Here is an 18459-nt window from a genome sequence, read left to right on the forward strand (position 1 = left end):
AGGACAGTCATGAACGAACGCTTCCCCGGCCTGCGCCGCCGCGGCTTCCTCGCCGCCACCTCGGGCGCCGCCGCCCTCGCCCTCGTCGGCTGCGGAGGCGGCACGGACGACAAGGCGGACAGCGCGTCCGGCACCCCCAAGCGCGGCGGCCGGCTGCGCGCCGCGTTCGCCGGGGGCGGCGCGAGCGAGACCCTCGACCCGCACCTGGCCAACCTCTTCGCCGACGTCGCCCGCGCCAAGGCGCTCTTCGACAAGCTCGCCGACTACGGCGCCGACCTCTCCGCCCAGCCCCGCCTCGCCGAGAAGTGGGAGTCCAACAAGACGCTGGACCGCTGGCAGGTGACCCTCCGCCAGGCCACCTTCCACAACGGAAAGCCGGTCACCGCCAAGGACGTCCTCTACAGCTACCGCCGGATCGCCGACCCGAAGCAGGCGTTCCGCGCCAAGGCGTCCCTGGAGCCCATCGACCTCGACGCCAGCCGCGCCACCGGCGAGCGGTCCATCGAGTTCGTCCTCAAGCGGCCCACCGCCGAGTTCCCCAACATCCTGGCCGCGTTCGGCGCGTACATCGTCCCCGAGAACGCCACCGGGTTCGACAAGAAGCCGGTCGGCTCCGGTCCCTTCCGGTTCGTCTCCTTCGCGCCCGGCCGCTCCGCCGTCTTCCGCCGCTACGACGAGTACTGGGACGGCGCCCCGCTCCTCGACGAGATCGAGTTCGTCGTCGCCAACGAGGAGTCCGCGCGCGTCAACGCCCTCCTCGGCGGCCAGGTCGAGTACGCCCACGAGCTCAACCCGACCACCGCCCGCGCCCACGAGGGCAAGGGCCAGATCGAGATCGTGCGGCTGCGCAACAGCGCCATGCAGGCCTTCTGCATGAAGACCGACCGGGCCCCCTTCGACGACAAGCGGGTCCGCGAGGCCTTCTTCCTCATCGCCGACCGGCAGGAACTCGTCGACGGCGCCCTGTCCGGCGCGGGCGAGGTCGGCAACGACCTGTTCGGCAAGGGCTACGAGTACTACGCCGCCGACCTGCCGCAGCGCGCGCAGGACCTCGAAAAGGCCCGCGCCCTGCTGAAGCAGGCCGGCGCCGAGAAGCTCAAGGTCACCCTGGACACCTCCGCCGTCGCCGCCGGGTTCACCGAGGCCGCCGGCATCTTCCGCGACCAGGCCGCGAAGGCGGGCGTCACGATCGACGTGAAGATGGGCAGCAAGGACTCCTACTGGAGCGACATCCTCGACGGCGGCACCCTGTGCTGCTACCGCTCCGGCGCCATGCCCATCGAGGCCCACATCTCCCAGCGCCTGCTCACCGACTCCACCACCAACGCCACCAAGTGGCAGCACAAGGACTTCGACGCCCTCTACCAGCAGGCCCAGTCCACCCGCGACAAGACCGAGCGGGCCGCCGTCTACGAGCGGATGCAGCGCCGTCTGTACGCCGAGGGCGGCTTCCTCGTCTGGGGCTTCGCCGACTGGATCATCGGAACCGCCCGCACGGTGAAGGGAGTGGAGACCAAGGCGCCCGCCAACACCCTCGACTGGGCCCGCTTCGACAAGGTGTGGCTCGCGTGAGCGGACTTCGCTCCTTCGTCGCCCGGCGGCTGCTCCTCGGCGCCCTGCAGACCGTGGCCGTGGTGCTGCTGGTCTTCGCGCTCACCGAGGCGCTGCCGGGCGACGCCGCGGTGGCCCTCGCGGGCGACCAGCCGGACCCCGCGCGCATCGCCGCCATCCGCGAGGCGATGGACCTGGACCGGCCCGCGTACGAGCGGCTGGCCGACTGGGCGGCCGGCCTGCCGCACGGCGACTTCGGCACCTCCCTGGCCTCCGGCCGCCCGGTCAGCCAGTACATCGCCGACGGCTTCGGCCCGACCCTGCTGCTCGCCGCGCTCACCGTGGCGCTGCTCGTCCCGCTGGGCTTCGGCCTCGGCGTGCTCGCCGCCCGCCACGAGGGAGGCCTCGTCGACCGGCTGGTCAGCTCGGTGACGCTGGCCGTGTACGCGGTCCCCGAGTTCGCCCTCGGGGTGCTGCTGGTGACGGTCCTCGCCCTGAAGCTGGCCTGGCTGCCGCCGACGGCGGTCGGCTACGGCACCGACCTGCTCGCCCACCCGGCGGCACTCGTCCTGCCGGTGCTGGTCCTTCTGTCCCGCCCGGTGTGCTCCCTGTCCCGCCTGGTGCGGGCCGGCATGGTCGACGCCCTCGCCTCCCCCTACGCGGCCCACGCCCGCCGCTACGGCATCCCCGGCGCCCGGGTCCGCTACGCCCACGCCCTGCCGAACGCCCTCGCCCCGGCCGCGCAGCAACTCGCCCGGACCGTCGACTGGCTGCTGTGCGGCGTGATCGTGGTGGAGGCCCTCTTCGTGATCCCGGGCCTGGGCACGGTCCTCCTCAACGCCGTGGCCGAACGTGACGTGCCGGTGGTGCAGGGGCTGGCCGTGGTGTTCGGTGTGCTGACGGTCGTGCTCAACCTCGGGGCCGACCTGGTGGCCCACCGGCTCACGCCCCGGGCGGGGGTGGCCGCATGACGCACCGCCGTTTCGCGCTCGGCGCCGCCGTCATCGCCGTCCCCCTCGCGCTGGCCCTCCTCGGACCGCTGTTCACCGGCGGCCCCGGCCCCCGCACCACGTCCTTCACCCTCGGCGACGGCCACTGGCTCGGCACCGACTTCGTGGGCCGCGACGTCTGGCAGCAGGTCCTGCTGGGCGGCCGTACGGTCGTGCTCACCGCCCTGGCCGCGACCGCGCTCGCCTATCTCGTCGCCGTCCCGGTCGGGCTCGTCAGCGCGCTCACCCATGTACGGCGGCTGGAGGAGCTGCTGATGCGGCCGCTGGACGTGCTGCTCGCCGTGCCGTCGCTGCTGCTGATCCTGCTGGTGGCCTCCGTGCTCTCGCCGGGCGCCACCGGGCTCGCGCTGCTGGTGGCGCTGGTGAACGTGCCCGACGCGGCCCGCATCGTCCGGGCGGCGGCGGGGGAGGCCGCCGCGCGCCCCGCCGTGGAGGCGCTGCGCATGCAGGGCGAGAGCTGGTGGCGGATCGCCGTCGGCTACGTCGGCCGGTCGACGCTGCGCACCCTCGCCGCCGACGCCGGCATCCGGCTGACCGGCGTGCTCTACCTGGTGTCGACGGCCGCGTTCCTCGGTGTCGGCGTCGCGCCGGACGCCGCCGACTGGGCGGTCATGGTCGACCGCAACCGCACCGGCCTGCTGGTGCAGCCCTGGGCCGTGGTGGTGCCCGCGCTGCTGATCGTGGCGCTGACGATGGGCACCAACCTGCTCTTCGACGCCGCGCTGGAGACGACACCGGAGAAGAAGCTGAACAAGAAACCGAACGGCAAGAGGGGGCGACGCCCGTGAGCGACGAGACGGATGCCGTCGCCGAGATCCGGGAGCTGCGCGTCGAGATCAACGGCCGTGCGATCGTCGACGGCGTGCGCCTGCGGGTGCTGCCCGGGACGGTGACCGCGCTGGTCGGCGCCTCCGGCAGCGGCAAGACCACGACGGGCCTGGCGCTGCTGGGGGAGTACCCGCCCGGTGCCCGGGTCACGGGCGAGGTGCGGCGGCCCGGGGACGGACCGGTGGGATACGTCCCCCAGCATCCCGCCGCCGTCCTCAACCCGGCCCGCCGCGTCGGCGCGCTCCTGCACGACATCGCCCGCCTCCAGGTCCGGCACCTGCCCCGCGCCGAACGCCGTGCGGCGGCCCGCGAACGCGTCCTGAACGCCCTGTCCGACGCCCAACTCCCCGACGCCGAAGCGCTGTTGCGCCGCCACCCGCACCAGCTCTCCGGCGGCCAGCAGCAACGCGTCGTCCTCGCCCAGGCCCTGCTGCTCGGTGCCCGCGTCATCGTCGCCGACGAACCCACCACCGGCCAGGACGCGTTGACGAAGAGCCGGATCGTCGAGCAACTGGCGGCGGTCGCGGCGCGCGGTATCGCGGTCGTCCTGCTCAGCCACGACCTGGACGTCGTGCGCGCCCTCGCCGACGAGGTGCTCGTCATGCGCGCGGGCCGGGTCGTGGAGTCGGGCCCGGCGCAGCGGCTGTGGACGGCCCCCCGTCACGAGTGGACCCGCCGTCTGCTGGACGAGCAGCGTGCGGCACCGAAGGGCGGGTCGAGTACCGAAGCCGGGCGACCCGTCCTGGAGGTACGGGACCTGACCGCCGTACACGAGCGCAGGACCGTGGTGCTGCGGGCCCCGCGCCTGGCGCTGCGCCCCGGCGAGTGCCTGGCCGTGGTCGGCCGCTCCGGCAGCGGCAAGACCACGCTCGCCCGCTGCCTCGCGGGCCTGCACCGCGACCACGACGGCGAGATCCTGCTCGACGGCACGCCGCTCCCGCGCAGCCTGCGCCATCGCAGCCGAGCCCAACTCGCCGCCGTGCAGTACGTCTTCCAGGACGCCCGCGCCGCCTTCGACGAGCACCGGCCCGTTCTGCACCAGGTGGCCCGTACGGCGGTACGGCTGCGCGGCCCCGACGAACGGACGGCGACGGAGGAGGCGGCGGCCACCCTGAACCGCCTCGGCCTGCCGGAGGACCTGGCTCACCGGCGGCCCGGCGAACTCTCCGGCGGCGAACTGCAGCGCGCCGCCCTCGCCCGCGCCCTGCTGGCCCGCCCCAGGGTGCTGATCTGCGACGAGGTCACCTCCGGCCTGGACACGGTCACCCGGCGGGGCATCCTCGACGTCCTCGCGGGGCTGGTCGGCGAGGGTGACGACCTGTCCCTCGTCCTCATCACCCATGACCTGGACACCGCGCGCCTGGCCCACCGCATCGCCGTACTGGACGCGGGCGAGCTGGTCGAACAGGGGACGGCGGAAAGGATTCTGACGGAACCTCAGCACCCGTTCACAGTCTCCCTCATGGAGACCACCGAGCGCCTGGAGGCGGGGGCCCGGCTGTGAGTGCCGGCCTCCGGGCGCCTGCGCGGAGGTGACGGGAAGGCCTCTGCGCGTGGCCCGGAGGCCGGCGGCACGAAGCGCCCTCGCTCAGGACCCGGTGGGCAGGCGGCGGGAGCGCGGGCGGGCGGTGGCCTCGGCGAGCAGGGCATGGATCTGGCGCACCGCCTCCCCGGGGTGGGTGGCCGGGGCGGCGAAGGGCAGGCGGGTGTCCTGGTGGGAGCCCGGCCTCTCCAGCCGGAGCACCAGGCCGTGCCGGTCGAGGCGCAGCGGCCGTACGGCGGTCGCGCGGAGTTGCTGCCGGGCGGGGAGCAGCCGGGCGAGCGGGGCCACGGTGTGGGCGTGGGCCGCGTCCAGCCGGGCCAGCATCTCCGCCTCGTGCGGGGCCAGCGGGTCGGGGGCGGCCAGGGTCAGTTCGTCGAGGCCGACGACGGCCGATCCCTCGTCGTCCGTGAGCACGGCACGGGCCGGGTTGAACACCAGGGCCTTGGGCCCGAGGGCGGTGAGCCGGCCGCCCAGCGCCAGCCGGGCGCGCACCCGCTCGCGTACGGCGACGGGGGCGATGTCGGTGAACTCCACAAGGGCCGCCAGGTCGCCGTGCGGTGCCACGGCCAGTTCGGCGGCGAGGTGGCCGTCCGGCGGGTTGTGCAGGAGCAGCCGTGCGGCGGCGTCGACGGTGTGCAGGCCGATCAGCTCGACGCGATGGCCCTGCGTGGTGAGGGTCAGCGAGCCGGCCGCCGAGAGCACCGAGCGGGCACGCTCGGCGGGCGTCGGCTCGGGGCAGGTGGCAGCAGACATGGAAACCTCTCGATAGCGGGTTAGGTAAGCCTAACCTATCTATCGGTGGCCGTGTCACCAGCCCGTCAACAGCAGGTGGTTGACGAGCAGTGCGAGTACGGCCTGCGCCGCGAGCCAGCCGCGCGGCCCGCTCAGGAACGCGCAGGCGGGCAGCAGCCACAGCGCGAACGGCAGCCAGATCCGCTCCGTCTCCGCCTTGCTCATCCCGGACAGATCGGCGACGAGCATCGCGACCAGCGCGCCGAGCACGAGCAGCGCCGGACGGGCCCGGGCGCTCTCCGCGCGCCGGACCAGCGCCACGCCCGCCCGGCGCAGCCCCACCACCGTCGCCGGGCCCACGACGACGACCGTGCACGCGAAGTTGGCCCACACCCAGTAGCCGTACGGCCGCACCCCGCCGACGCCCTGGTGGTAGCGGGTGACCAGCAGACGGTACGCCTCCCACCAGTCGAAGCCCACGGCGGCGAAGGCGACCGGGACGACCAGGAAACCGGCCGTCAGGAAGAGGAGGGGCCGGGCCCGCCGGGAGCCCAGCAGCAGCACGACCGCGCCGATCACGGCGAAGAGGGTCAAGCCGTATGACAGATGGACCGTCCAGCCGAAGAGGAGCCCCGAGGTCAGAGCCGTCACGGCCGGCCGATGCCCCGTCACCGCCAGCGCGAGCAGCGCGACCGCCCACGCGGCGACCGCCGCGAAGTACCCGTCGGCCGACGTACCCACCCACACCGCCGCAGGGGCGAGTGCGAGGAAGGGCGCGGCGCGGCGGGCGAGCCGCTCGTCGGCCAGAGCGCGTACGGCGACGAGGACCGCGACCGCCGCCGTCGTACCGACGGTGATGCACCACGTCCCCGCCCAGCCGCCACCGCCCAGGCCGATCCGGTCGAGGACGACGAAGGTGAGGGTGGCGCCCGGGGGGTGCCCGGCGACATGGGCGGGCCAGTTGTCCGGCGACTGCAACAGGATGTGGTCGGAGAAGTCCCGGAGCGTGGCGGGGATGTCCCGGAAACGGTCGACGGCACGCAGGTATTCGTGCGGGGTGGTCAACTGCACCGCGATACCCCGGTGCCAGCCGTCCACCAGGGCGAGGGACCAGGTCCAGGCCATGCCGGTGACCCAGGTGGCCAGGAGCAGCACGCGCCAGCCCAGTCGGGCCGCCGTCGAAGGGCCGTACGCCACGACCGCCGCCGCGACGGCGAGCGCGGCCGGGGTGCCGGGGCCGACATGCGGCGCCCAGTCGGCCAGCAGCGGCGGCCAGTCGACATGGAGGGTGCCGTCCCGGTCCTGGATCACGGTGCCGACGACAGCGGCGGTCACGACGAGGAGCGCGGCGGCCGCTGCGGCGGACAAGTCATGGCGGAGGTCGCGGTTCACGCCAGCACGCTAGGGCGGGCACCGTCCTCCGGACGGCTGACAGGCGCGGACGTCAGAGATTCGTCATCGTTCGCGCACCCCTCCACGGGGTGGGCCGCGCCTACCGTCGGGGCATGGCAAGGACTCCGCTCTCCCCCTCCTCCCCCTTCTCCCCCTTCTCTCCCGCCTTCTGGCGCAGCCCGCTGCGCGGCCCGTGGCTGACCTCGGTGCTCGGCGTCGTGCTGCTCGGCGGGATCACGGTGCTGTTCCTGACGGGTCTGGTGTCCTACGCCGCCTACAACCCGAACCTGTCGCCGGTGAACGACAAGACCCCGGACAAGGGGATCCTGGGCTTCTACCTCTTCTCCTGGCCCACCAGCCCGCACTGGCTGTACCGGCTCAACCAGGGCGTCCACGTCACGCTCGGCATCACACTGATCCCCGTGCTGCTGGCCAAGCTGTGGTCGGTCGTACCGAAACTCTTCACGCTGCCGCCCGCTCGCTCCCTCGCGCACGCGCTGGAGCGGATCTCGCTGCTGCTCCTGGTCGGGGGCGCGCTGTTCGAGTTCGTGACGGGTGTGCTCAACGTCCAACTGGACTACGTCTTCCCCGGCTCCTTCTACCCGCTGCACTTCTACGGGGCCTGGGTGTTCTTCGCCGCGTTCGTCGTGCACGCCGTGCTGAAGACACCCATGGCGCTGCGAAATCTGCGCCGACTGCGGGAGGAGAGCAGCGAGTTGGTCTCGCCGAACCCCGCCGAGCCCACCGTCTCCCGGCGTGGCGCCCTCTGGTTCGTCGGTGGCGGCTCGCTGCTGCTGTTCGGCACGACCGTCGGACAGAACTTCGACGGGCCCCTGCGCCGGACCGCCCTGCTCGCCCCGCACGGCGGCGCCGAGCCGGGCAGTGGGCCCGCCGCCTTCCAGATCAACAAGACGGCCGCGTACGCGGGGATCCGCGAGGCCGACACGAACGAGGAGGCGTGGCGGCTGGTCGTCGTGGGCCGGGACGGGCGGACGGCCCGCCTCAGCCGCGCCGACCTCCTCGCCATGCCGTTGCACAGCGCGGCGCTGCCCATCGCCTGCGTGGAGGGCTGGTCGACGTCCGACCAGTGGTGGCGCGGGGTACGGCTGCGGGACCTCGCGGCCCTCGTGGGTTACGACGCCGACCCACCCGACGTCCTCGTGGAGTCACTGCAGCGACGCGGCGCCTTCCGGCGGGCCGCCCTGCGCGCCAACCAGGTCGCCGACTCCCGTTCCCTGCTCGCCCTGTTCGTCAACGGCGAGGACCTCACCCCCGACCACGGCTACCCGGCGCGGATCATCGTGCCCGCCGCGCCCGGTGTGCTGAACACCAAGTGGGTGGCGCGGATGACGTTCGGAGACCTGTGATGCGACGACCCGTGCGACGGCCCGCGCTGCCCCTGGGCAGTCCTCTCCAACTCCTACTGCTCCTGAGCTCGTTCGCGCTCGCCGGATACGCGGGGGTCCGGCTGCTGGAAGGGGACTGGTTCGGCGTCGCGCTGTGGTTCGTCGGCGCGGCGATCCTCCACGACCTCGTTCTGCTGCCGCTGTACGGGAGCGCGGACCAGGCGCTCCTGCGAGGGTGCCAGGCGGCCGGACGCCGGAGGTGGGTGTCCTACGTCCGAGTCCCTGCCGCGTTCTCCCTGCTGCTCCTGCTGGTCTGGTTCCCGCTGATCGGCGGCCGGGTGGCGGACCGCTACGCCTTGGCCACCGGCCTGTCCGCGGACGGCTTTCTGGCCCGCTGGCTGCTGATCACCGCCGTGCTTTTCGGGGGCTCGGCGGTGGTCCTCGTGCTGCGGCTGCGACAATCGCGCAGGGCGTCGAAGGAACACGCCTGAGCACCTTCCCGTGCCGCTCGCGGATGAGCTCCCCAACTCCCGCACGAGGAAAGAACCAGGTCAGCTCGCGGTCCCGGCCGCGGTGGACAGGGCGCCGGCGCAGGTGGCGCGACCGAACGTGCCGGTGGCGGTGGCGGTTTGGACATGGCGGCCGCGGATGGCGAGGGTGCAGCGGGCCTGCCCGCCCTGCTCGGTCAGGACGATGCTGACGATCGGGTCCTGGCCGACGGGGACGTCGACGGTCTTGCGCCAGGGCAGGGCGGCGGCTTTGACGACGGTGGCCTTCCCGGTCTCGCTGCGCGCCTGGTAGGTGATGTCGGCGGCGCCGCGGCCGGTCACCTCGTAGGTCACGGAGGCGGTGGGCGTGCGGCGCTCCGGCCTGTCGTCGCTCGGTCCGGTGTCGAGGATGCCGTACGCGACGAGCCCCGCGCAGGCGGCCAGCGCGGCGCCGGCCACGATCAGGCCCGACCGGTCCGCACGCCGGAGCAGCGACGGTGGGGTCGCGACCGGTTCCGGATCGATCCGCGTCTTGGACTCCGCTGACTCCGGCCGGGGCTTTTCGGATTGCCGTGTCGTGCCGCCCATGAATTACCCCCTCCGAAACAAGACTGCTCAAAAAGTGAGCCGGGCCGGGTTATACCTGATGCCATCGCCCGTCGGCAACCGAGCGGAAATATCGGACACCGGGCGGTCTTTTCAGCGCCGATGGTCCGCATTGTCCGATCGCTTGACACTGTGTCACCGGAAAGATTAGAAACTCGGCGCCCCTGCTCATGGGCTCGAATTCCCGTGGGCGGGCGGATTTCCGGCGGCATTGTTTATGCCGCGACGCACGAGGAAAGGTTTGGCGTGAGACCCAGACTGGGCAGGCTGATAGCGTGCCTGGTGGTAGCCGCGGTGACGAGTACCGCGTTGCCCCAGGTCGCTTATGCGGCGCCCGCTGATGATGGTGACGACAAGGGCATTGTCGACACCATCAAGGGCTGGTTCGCGGATGACGACAACAGTGGAGGCCTGGACAAGCCTCCGTCGCATGATGAATTGGAGATGGCCGACCGGCAGAAGCTGCCGAAGGGCAAGGCTGATCCGAAGGCCAAGCGGGTCAAGGAGCTGACGGGCCGGCGCACGGCGAGTGCGCGGTTCTGGCAGCTGTCGGACGGGCGGGTCCAGGCGGAGCTGTCGGCGGTGCCGACGTCGTACCGTTCGGGCACGGGCAAGAAGGCGTCCTGGAAGTCCATCAGCACCACCGTGCGCGGCACGAAGGCCAAGGGCTTCGAGTTCGCCAACACCACGAACAACGGGCGGAGCTGGTTCGGTGAGGACACCGACCGCCTGGTGCGTTTCGCGTCGCCGAGCGGCCGTTCGGTCACCCTCGGCATCGAGGGCGCGGGCGGTTCGCTGAAGCCGAAGGCCAAGGGCTCCACCGTCACCTACGAGGACGTGGTGCACGGCGCGGACCTGGAGTACGTCGTCGGCCCGGGCCGGGTGAAGGAGAACATCACCCTCGCCGAACGCCCCGACGGCCCCGTGCGGTTCACCTTCACACTGGACACCGCCGGTCTGACCCCGAAGGCCCGCAAGGACGGCTCGATCGCGCTGTACGGCGAGCTGCCGCACACGCCGGAGCTGGTGATTCCGGCGCCGTACATGACGGATGCGAAGAAGGCGGAGAAGTCCGTCTTCGGCAGGACCTACAGCACCAAGGTCACCCAGAAGCTCACCAAGGACGGCGACTCCTGGAAGCTGACCGTCACGCCGGACGCGAAGTGGCTGGCGTCCAAGGAGCGGCAGTACCCGGTGGTGATCGACCCGACGATCACGATCGCGCCGTCGCCGTCCACCGCGCAGGACGTCATGGTCCTGTCGGACCAGCCGTCGACGAACTTCGACTCGACCTGGAAGCTGTCGGCGGGCAAGACCGACACGGGCATCGCCCGCTCCCTGATCAAGTTCCCGCTCGGTGAGATCCCGGCGGGTACGCAGATCGACACCGCGCGCCTGGAGATGTACTTCGACCAGGCGCACACCACCAACGCCAACGATGTCACCATCGGCGCCTACCGGGCGACCGGCGCCTGGGACGAGTCGTCGACCTGGTCGAACACCAGCACCCTGGTGGGTGAGCTGTCCGGCACGAGCGTCCAGGTCGATGACGGGGATGCCGGGACGACGGCGGCGGTCGGCACGTGGAAGCCCGGGTCGCAGACGTACGGGATCGACGGCGACTACCTGTACAACAAGGACTCGATCACCACAGACACCTACACCTGGCAGCCGAAGCTGCCGGAGACGGCCTCCTACCGGGTGGACGCGCACTACGTGCAGTACACCGACCGGTCCACGGCCGCCCCGTACACGGTGACCGGGCAGGACGGCACGGCCACCTACACGGTGGACCAGACGGCCGGTTCGGGCGGGGTGTGGGCCTCCCTCAACGGCGGCTCGCAGATCGACTTCGTCAAGGGCACTGCGGGCAAGGTCGTTCTGGGCGACACCGACAGCTCGACCGCGGTGATCGCGGACGCGGTGCGCTGGGTGAACCCGGCGTCGATCGTGAAGAACACCGGTGAGTACAACCAGTGGCACAAGTTCCCGGTCACGGACACCGTGCAGAAGTGGCTGGACGGCACGGCCAACCACGGCTTCGTGCTGAAGGCCACGAACGAGTCCTCGACCGCCCCGACCGGCGGCCCGCGCTACGAGGCCGGTGACCACGTCGACACGGTCTACGGCGGTGAGACCTCCACGATCCCGCGGCTGACGGTCACCTACGGCAAGGTCGGCACGACCCTGGACTCGCCGACGGTGATCCACGGCACGGGTCCTGAGCTGTCGTGGAAGGCGTACTCCAACACCACCGGTGACAGCGGTCTGGACATCGTCGAGTACCAGCTGCACCGCTCCACGCAGCAGGCCTTCACGCCGTCCGCGGCCACCCTGGTGGCGCCGATCGACAAGGCGGCGACCAGCTACACGGACACCACCGCGACCCCGACGCCTGACTCCTCGGCGAACGAGATCGGCCGGTCGTACTACTACCAGCTGGCCGTGAAGACCCAGAGCGGCGAGCTGCTGGGCTCACCGACCCGCATCGTCGGCGTGCCGAAGGCGGGCCGCACGATGCGGCTGATCCAGGGCACATCCGGGGTGACGGACACGACCCTGTCGTCCGCGCAGCCCACCACCAACCAGGACACCATCCAGTCCTTCGGTGTCGGTCAGAAGTGGCTGAGCGTCGGCAACAACTCCTCCACCTACGGCAAGACCCGTGCGGTGATGAAGTTCTCCACCAGCGCCATCCCGACCACGGCCACGGTGCTGGAGTCCCGCCTGTTCATGTGGGGCGCGGAGACCACCACCGGCAGCAACGGCGCCATCTACGAACTGCGCGGCCTGAACCGGGACTTCGCGGAGACGTCGGCCACCTGGAACAACGCGACCTCGACGACGGCGTGGACGACGCCGGGCGGTGACCACTCCGCCACCGTCTCGGACACGGTCGCCTCCGTCTCCGAGGTGGGCCGGCACTGGTGGGACGCCACGTCCCTCACCCAGGGCTGGACCAAGACGCCGTCCTCCAACAAGGGCGCGATGGTCAGGCTGAAGGACGAGACGAGCACCGGCCCGCAGGAGCGCACCCTGTTCCTGGCTTCGGAGGCCGCCGACTACCAGCTCGGCCCACTGCTGCGCGTGATCTACGTCGACTCCACCACGGAGGACACGTACTACGCGCCGCAGACCCCGGCCCGTATGACCCCCAACTCCACCTACACGGTGGACTTCACGGTCACCAACACCACCTCCAGTGCGTGGGCGAGCGGTGAGCGGGTGCTGTCGTACACCTGGAAGCTCCCGGACGGCACGGATGTGACGAACGGCGGCAACCAGGCCTCGACGGCGATACCGGCCCTGTCGCCCGGCTCGTCGGCGACGATCAAGGCGCAGGTCAAGACGCCGATCAACTCCGACTCCGGCAACAAGCGCACCGAGTACGTGCTCGGCTGGGACGTCAAGAAGGTCTCCGACGGCAGCTGGCTGTCCGCCGGGACCGGCGGCATCCCCCCGCTGAAGCAGAACGTGGCGGTCGAGGACCCCACCTCCAACATGCTGGGCCTGGAGAAGTTCTACTCCTACACCGGCAAGAACACCGGTGCCGGCTCGACGGTGATGAACAACCTCGCGTCCGGCAACAGCGTGTGGCAGTACAACGCGTTCAGCAACCCGGGGCGCGGCCTGACGACGTTCGCGCGGTTCGCCTACAACTCGCTGGACACCTCCGACACCGTGACGGGTGCGGGCTGGTCGGCGCAGCTGGCGGGCCCGATCCGGCTGGGTGCGGCGCTGGACTTCCACCCCAACCCCAACGCCAACGCCACCGAGATCCGGCTGCCGGACGGTGACGGCACCACGCACGTCTTCCGCAAGCAGGCCGACGGCACCTGGAAGGCCCCGGCGGGCGTCCATTTCCGTATCACCATGAAGGCGGGCCTGGACTGCACCCCGAACAAGGACCCGGTCCCGGACGCCTGGACGATGCTGCGCCCGGACGGCACCCGCTTCCTGTTCGGCTGCGACGGCTACCTGACGTCGGTCGTCGACAAGAACGGCAACACGCAGACGTACACCTATGAGGAGCGCAGGTCGCGCCACAAGCCGACCAAGTTCCTCAAGTACATCACCGACCCGGCCGGCCGTCGGTCCCTGACCGTCGACTACTACAACAGGGGCGACGCCACCTACGACTACATCGACGCCACCGGCGCCAAGGTCGGCGGCACCGGCCTGACCGACCCGGACATCTACGACCACCTGAAGTCCGTCACGGACATCTCGGGTCGCAAGATCTCCTTCCACTACACGGTGGAGGGGCTGCTGGGCCGGATCACCGACGGTGACGGCTCCTCCCAGCCCAAGGTCTTCAAGTTCACCTACGACGCCGTCCAGGGCAACAAGAACGTCAAGCTGGTCAAGGCCACCGACCCACGCGGCAACGGCACCCAGCTCGCGTACTACGCCCCGCAGGCGGGTGACGACCCCAAGTACCACTGGTGGACCAAGACCATCACCGACCGTCTCGGTTACGGCACGGGCTTCGCGTACGCGGTGAACGCCACGAACACGAAGTTCACCGACACCACCGTCACCGACGCCGAGTCGCACGCCACGAAGTACGTCGCGGACGACTTCGGCCGCCCGGTCCAGACGACCAATGCCAAGTCCCAGATCACGAAGATGAGCTGGGACGCCGACAACAACGTCACCTACCTGGAGGAGGACAACGGCGCCAAGACGGCATACTGCTACGACCAGAAGACCGGCTACCGGCTCTGGCAGCGCGACGCGGAGAACAACAAGGCGGGCGTGCCGGACCAGACGACCGCCTGCGTGACGGACACCACCAAGTGGCCGGCCAACGCGGTGAAGTACGAGTACCAGACGCGTGCCGACGGCTACTCGGCGGACCTGTTCCGCAAGACCTCCCCGGAGGGCCGCAAGTGGCAGTTCGGCTACGACTCCTTCGGCAACCTGAAGACGGTCACCGACCCCAAGGGCGTCGCGACCACGACGGCGGGTGACTACACCACGTCGTACGAGTACGACTCCTACGGGCAGCTGACCAAGGCGACCGACGCCAACGGCAACCCGACGACCAACAGCAACTTCGGGCCGACCGGTTACCCCAGGACGATCACGGACGCGCTGCAGCACTCGACGCTGTACGAGTACGACGAGCGGGGTCAGGTCACCAAGGTCACCGACGCCAAGGAGAAGGTGACCACGCAGACGTACGACACGTTCGGGCGTCCGCTGGTCAGCAAGGTGCCGAAGGACCAGGCGAAGGGTGAGCTGATCACCACGTCGGCGCCGGAGTACGACGCCAACGACAACGTCATCACGGCCACGGCTCCCAACGGGTCGGTGTCCACCGCCGTCTACGACGCCGCGGACCAGATCACCTCGGCGACCGCTCCGAAGGACTCGCCGACGGGTCCCGAGAAGAAGACGACCTACACCTACGACAAGACCGGTCATCTGCGGACGACCACGGAGCCCAAGGGCACCGCGACCACCGCGGACCCGAACGACTACGTCACGACCAACAACTACAACGCGATCTACCAGCTCACCTCAGTGGTCAACTCCGCGGGTGACAAGCTCTCGTACGAGTACGACAACGTCGGCAACGTCACCACGGTCGTCGACCCGAAGAAGAACGCGACGGCTGACACGACCGACTACACGGTCAAGACCGACTACGACCTGAACCACCGGGTCACGGTCAGCACGGATGCGCTCGGCAAGACCACCAAGCGGGGCTATGACAAGGACTCGCTGGTCACCTCGACGACGGATGCCGAGAACAGCACCACACTCATCACCTACGACGAGCGCGGCAAGCAGACCGAGGTCAAGGTTCCGCACGACGGCACCACGACCATCACGTACCGCACGACCAAGTACGAGTACGACCAGGTCGGCAACACCACCAAGGTGACCACCCCCCGCGGCACCGCGACGGCGACGGCCGACGACTTCACCGCGCGTACCGAGTACGACGCGCTGAACCGCCCGGTCAAGCAGTACCAGCCGTACGACCCGAGCGACACCCGTTACAACAGCCCGAACGTCTACACCCAGACGACGTACGACGAGGTGGGCCGGGTGGCGAAGACCTCGCTGCCGGCGTCCGAGGGCCAGACGGTCCGCAACGACACCACCTACAGCTACTTCGACAACGGGTGGGTCAGGTCGTCGACGGACCCGTGGGACATCGTCACCACCTACGACTACAACGAGCTGGGTCAGCAGACGGCCCGGACCCTGACGTCCGCGGGCGGCTCCTTGAACCGCACGATGGGCTGGACGTACTACCCGAACGGCAAGCTGAAGTCCAAGACGGACGACGGTGTGCCGGTGGGCGCCGCGGTCCCGCTCGTCGACAACTCCGACACCCAGAACACCAGCTCCACAGGTACCTGGACCAAGGGCAGCCTCGCCGGACAGCAGGGCTATGACCACCAGGTCCATGCCGCGGGAACCGGGACCGACGCGTTCACCTGGACGCTGAACATCCCCAAGGGCGGCACCTACACCGCCTACGTGAAGTTCCCGCAGGTCAGCGGCGCTGCGACGACAGCCAAGTACACGGTCACGCACGCCAGTGGAACCACGGACAAGACCATCAGCCAGGCCACCGGGGCCGGCACCTGGGTCCCGCTGGGGACGTACACCTTCACGCAGGGCAATGCGTCCAAGCTTCAGCTGTTCCAGAACAGCGGCGGCGCGGTCGTGGCCGACGGCGTCAAGCTGGTGCGCGACAACTCCGGCGAAACGGACACTGAGAAGCACACCTTCACCTATGCCTACGACGTCAACGGCAACCTGACGTCCATCGACGACACGTCGTCCGGCGCGAAGGTCGACGCCTACACCATCGCCTACACCGGCCTGAACCAGGTCCAGAAGATCACCGAGGCGTTGGCGGGACAGGAGAAGAAGTCCACCACCTACACCTACGACGCCAACAGTCAGCCGGAAACGGTCACGCATCCCGACCAGTTCTCGAAGTACACGTACGACCTGCGTGAGCTGGTCAAGACGGTCTCGGTCGGTAAGACCGCCACGGACACGTCTCCCAAGGTGTCGTCGTTCACGTACACCGATCGTGGCCAGATGCTGAAGGAGACGAAGGCCAACGGCAACACCGTCGACTTCACCTACTTCCTCGACGGTGCGCAGAAGACCCAGACCGAGAAGAAGGCGAACGGCACTCTCGTCTCCTCGCACACCTACACGTACGACGCCAACGGCAACAAGGCGCGGGACGTGGCGAAGAAGATGAACGCCGACAACAACACGGCGTACCTCGACTCGACCACGGACTTCACCTACGACCCGGTCGACAGGCTTGCCAAGTCGGTCAAGACCGGCAATGGCGCGGGTACGGAGACGTACGTTCACGACGACAACGCCAACGTCGTCAGCCAGACCGTCAAGGGCACGTCCACGACGTTCACCTACGACCGCAACCGGCTGCTGACCTCGACCACGTCGGGGGTCGCGTCCACCTTCAACTACGACCCGTTCGGGCGTCAGGAGTCGGTGACGAGCGGTGGGCAGATCATCTCGCGGAACGTGTACGACGGCTTCGACCATGTCGTCGAGTCCCAGCAGCGGGACGGCTCCGGCGCGATGAAGTCCACCACCTACACCTTCGACCCGCTCGACAGGACGGTGTCCAAGACCGCCGACGGCAAGACGACCTCCTTCAACTACCTCGGTCTGTCCGGGGAGGTCCTGAACGAGGAAGTCGCCGGCCGGCTGACCAAGTCCTACCAGTACAGCCCGTGGGGAGAGCGCCTCTCCCAGGTCAAGCACAACAGTGACGGGACGACCGAGGACGGCTACTACGGCTACAACAGCCACACCGACGTCGAAACACTCACCGACAAGGCGGGAAACACCAAGGCCACCTACGGCTACACCGCCTACGGCAGTGACGACACGTCGGAGTTCACCGGCATCGACAAGCCCGATGCCGCCGACCCCACCAAGGAGCAGTACAACTCCTACCGCTACAACGCCAAGCGCTGGGACGCCCAGTCCGGCACGTACGACATGGGCTTCCGCGACTACAGCCCGGGGCTGAACCGCTTCACCAGCCGGGACATGTACAACGGCGCCCTCGCCGACATGGGACTCGGTACCGATCCCTTCACCGGTAACCGCTACGCGTTCACCGGCGGCAACCCCATCAACAACGTCGAACTCGACGGGCATCTCTTCTTCCTGCTGGCCGCGGTACCGGTGGCCGAAGCCGCCGTGGCCCTGGTCTCGGCGACGGTCATCACGGCGGCCGCGGTCGGTGTCGCCCATGAGGTGGCGGAGAGGGACGACGAGGAATCGTCCGACGAACCGGCGCCGGCACCCAAGCCCGAGTCCAAGCCCAAGCCCCAGCCGCGAGGCGGCGACGGCAACAGCAGCAGCAAGTGCGGCTGGGTCGAATACGGGCCGCTGGACAAGAACAACGGCAACCGGGCCACCAACATGACGGCCTGCCTCAACAAGAAGACGCTGAAGAAGGGTACGGAAACCAACACCAGCGTTTTCACCCCTCCGGGATACCGGTGGGCGCAGAGGGTCGCCGGTCACCTTGGGGCGTATCCGGTGGAACAGAACATCAATGCCTGCCACCTCCTCGCAAACCAGCTGGGTGGATCCGGTACGGATCCGCACAACCTGGCAACCTGCGCTCGGGGAGCCAATGCAAAGCAGAATGGCTCCCGACAGGGTGAAAAGAACATGGCCTACTACGAGCAGAAAGTCATGGACGCCGTCAATGCGGGTCTGGACGTCTACTACACGGTGAGGCCGAGGTACAGTGGTCGCAGGACGGTGCCCACGGGGTTCTATATGAGCGCTTACGGCATGGACCCCGAAACGGGGGCCCTGCAGCGTGTGGTCGACCCCACGTTCGTGTCGAACGACCTCATGGGACGAAACCTCGGTTCGTTCGTGGACCACAGGACAGGTCAACAGGTCCCTGTCGGGGCGACGCCATGAGG

At 69.7% G+C, this 18459-nt stretch carries 10 protein-coding genes; 7 read left to right on the forward strand and 3 right to left on the reverse strand.

What is annotated here, in order from left to right; translation table 11 throughout:
- Positions 1-9: 9 nt before the first annotated feature.
- From AQI70_RS15210 to AQI70_RS15225, 4 genes are read left to right on the forward strand one after another with little or no spacing between them, the layout of a single operon-like run.
- Positions 10-1572 (forward strand): ABC transporter substrate-binding protein, encoded by a 1563-nt coding sequence (locus AQI70_RS15210; RefSeq protein WP_062149198.1) that lies wholly within the window; start codon positions 10-12, stop codon positions 1570-1572.
- Positions 1569-2522, forward strand: a complete 954-nt coding sequence (locus AQI70_RS15215; RefSeq protein ID WP_062149201.1) for an ABC transporter permease — start codon at positions 1569-1571, stop codon at positions 2520-2522. Before AQI70_RS15210 ends, AQI70_RS15215 begins: the two co-directional genes overlap by 4 nt.
- Entirely contained in the window at positions 2519-3349 is an 831-nt protein-coding gene (locus tag AQI70_RS15220; RefSeq protein ID WP_062149205.1) for an ABC transporter permease, read from the forward strand. Before AQI70_RS15215 ends, AQI70_RS15220 begins: the two co-directional genes overlap by 4 nt.
- Positions 3346-4893 (forward strand): ABC transporter ATP-binding protein, encoded by a 1548-nt coding sequence (locus AQI70_RS15225; protein WP_062149208.1) that lies wholly within the window; start codon positions 3346-3348, stop codon positions 4891-4893. Before AQI70_RS15220 ends, AQI70_RS15225 begins: the two co-directional genes overlap by 4 nt.
- Before the next feature lie 84 nt (positions 4894-4977).
- On the opposite strand, the gene AQI70_RS15230 is transcribed toward AQI70_RS15225, so the two are convergent.
- Together AQI70_RS15230 and AQI70_RS15235 are read right to left on the reverse strand one after the other, a co-directional pair.
- Positions 4978-5685, reverse strand: a complete 708-nt coding sequence (locus AQI70_RS15230) for a DUF2470 domain-containing protein (protein ID WP_063801591.1) — start codon at positions 5683-5685, stop codon at positions 4978-4980.
- A 54-nt stretch (positions 5686-5739) separates the two neighbouring features.
- On the reverse strand, positions 5740-7056 hold the full coding sequence (locus AQI70_RS15235) for a hypothetical protein (RefSeq protein WP_062149214.1): 1317 nt from the start codon (positions 7054-7056) through the stop codon (positions 5740-5742).
- Between the two features lie 113 nt (positions 7057-7169).
- On the opposite strand from AQI70_RS15235, the gene AQI70_RS15240 reads away from it, so the two are divergent.
- Both AQI70_RS15240 and AQI70_RS39800 read left to right on the forward strand, forming a co-directional pair.
- Positions 7170-8423 (forward strand): molybdopterin-dependent oxidoreductase, encoded by a 1254-nt coding sequence (locus AQI70_RS15240; protein ID WP_062149217.1) that lies wholly within the window; start codon positions 7170-7172, stop codon positions 8421-8423.
- Positions 8423-8893, forward strand: a complete 471-nt coding sequence (locus AQI70_RS39800) for a hypothetical protein (RefSeq protein ID WP_062149220.1) — start codon at positions 8423-8425, stop codon at positions 8891-8893. Before AQI70_RS15240 ends, AQI70_RS39800 begins: the two co-directional genes overlap by 1 nt.
- Before the next feature lie 60 nt (positions 8894-8953).
- On the opposite strand, the gene AQI70_RS15250 is transcribed toward AQI70_RS39800, so the two are convergent.
- Entirely contained in the window at positions 8954-9478 is a 525-nt protein-coding gene (locus AQI70_RS15250) for a hypothetical protein (protein WP_244181639.1), read from the reverse strand.
- Positions 9479-10747: 1269 nt separating this feature from the next.
- Between AQI70_RS15250 and AQI70_RS15255 the strand changes: the two genes are divergently transcribed.
- Positions 10748-18457 (forward strand): golvesin C-terminal-like domain-containing protein, encoded by a 7710-nt coding sequence (locus AQI70_RS15255; RefSeq protein WP_244181674.1) that lies wholly within the window; start codon positions 10748-10750, stop codon positions 18455-18457.
- The last annotated feature ends 2 nt before the right edge of the window (positions 18458-18459 follow it).

Origin of the sequence: Streptomyces curacoi, from assembly GCF_001513975.1 — a bacterium.
In the GTDB taxonomy this organism is placed as follows: domain Bacteria; phylum Actinomycetota; class Actinomycetes; order Streptomycetales; family Streptomycetaceae; genus Streptomyces; species Streptomyces curacoi.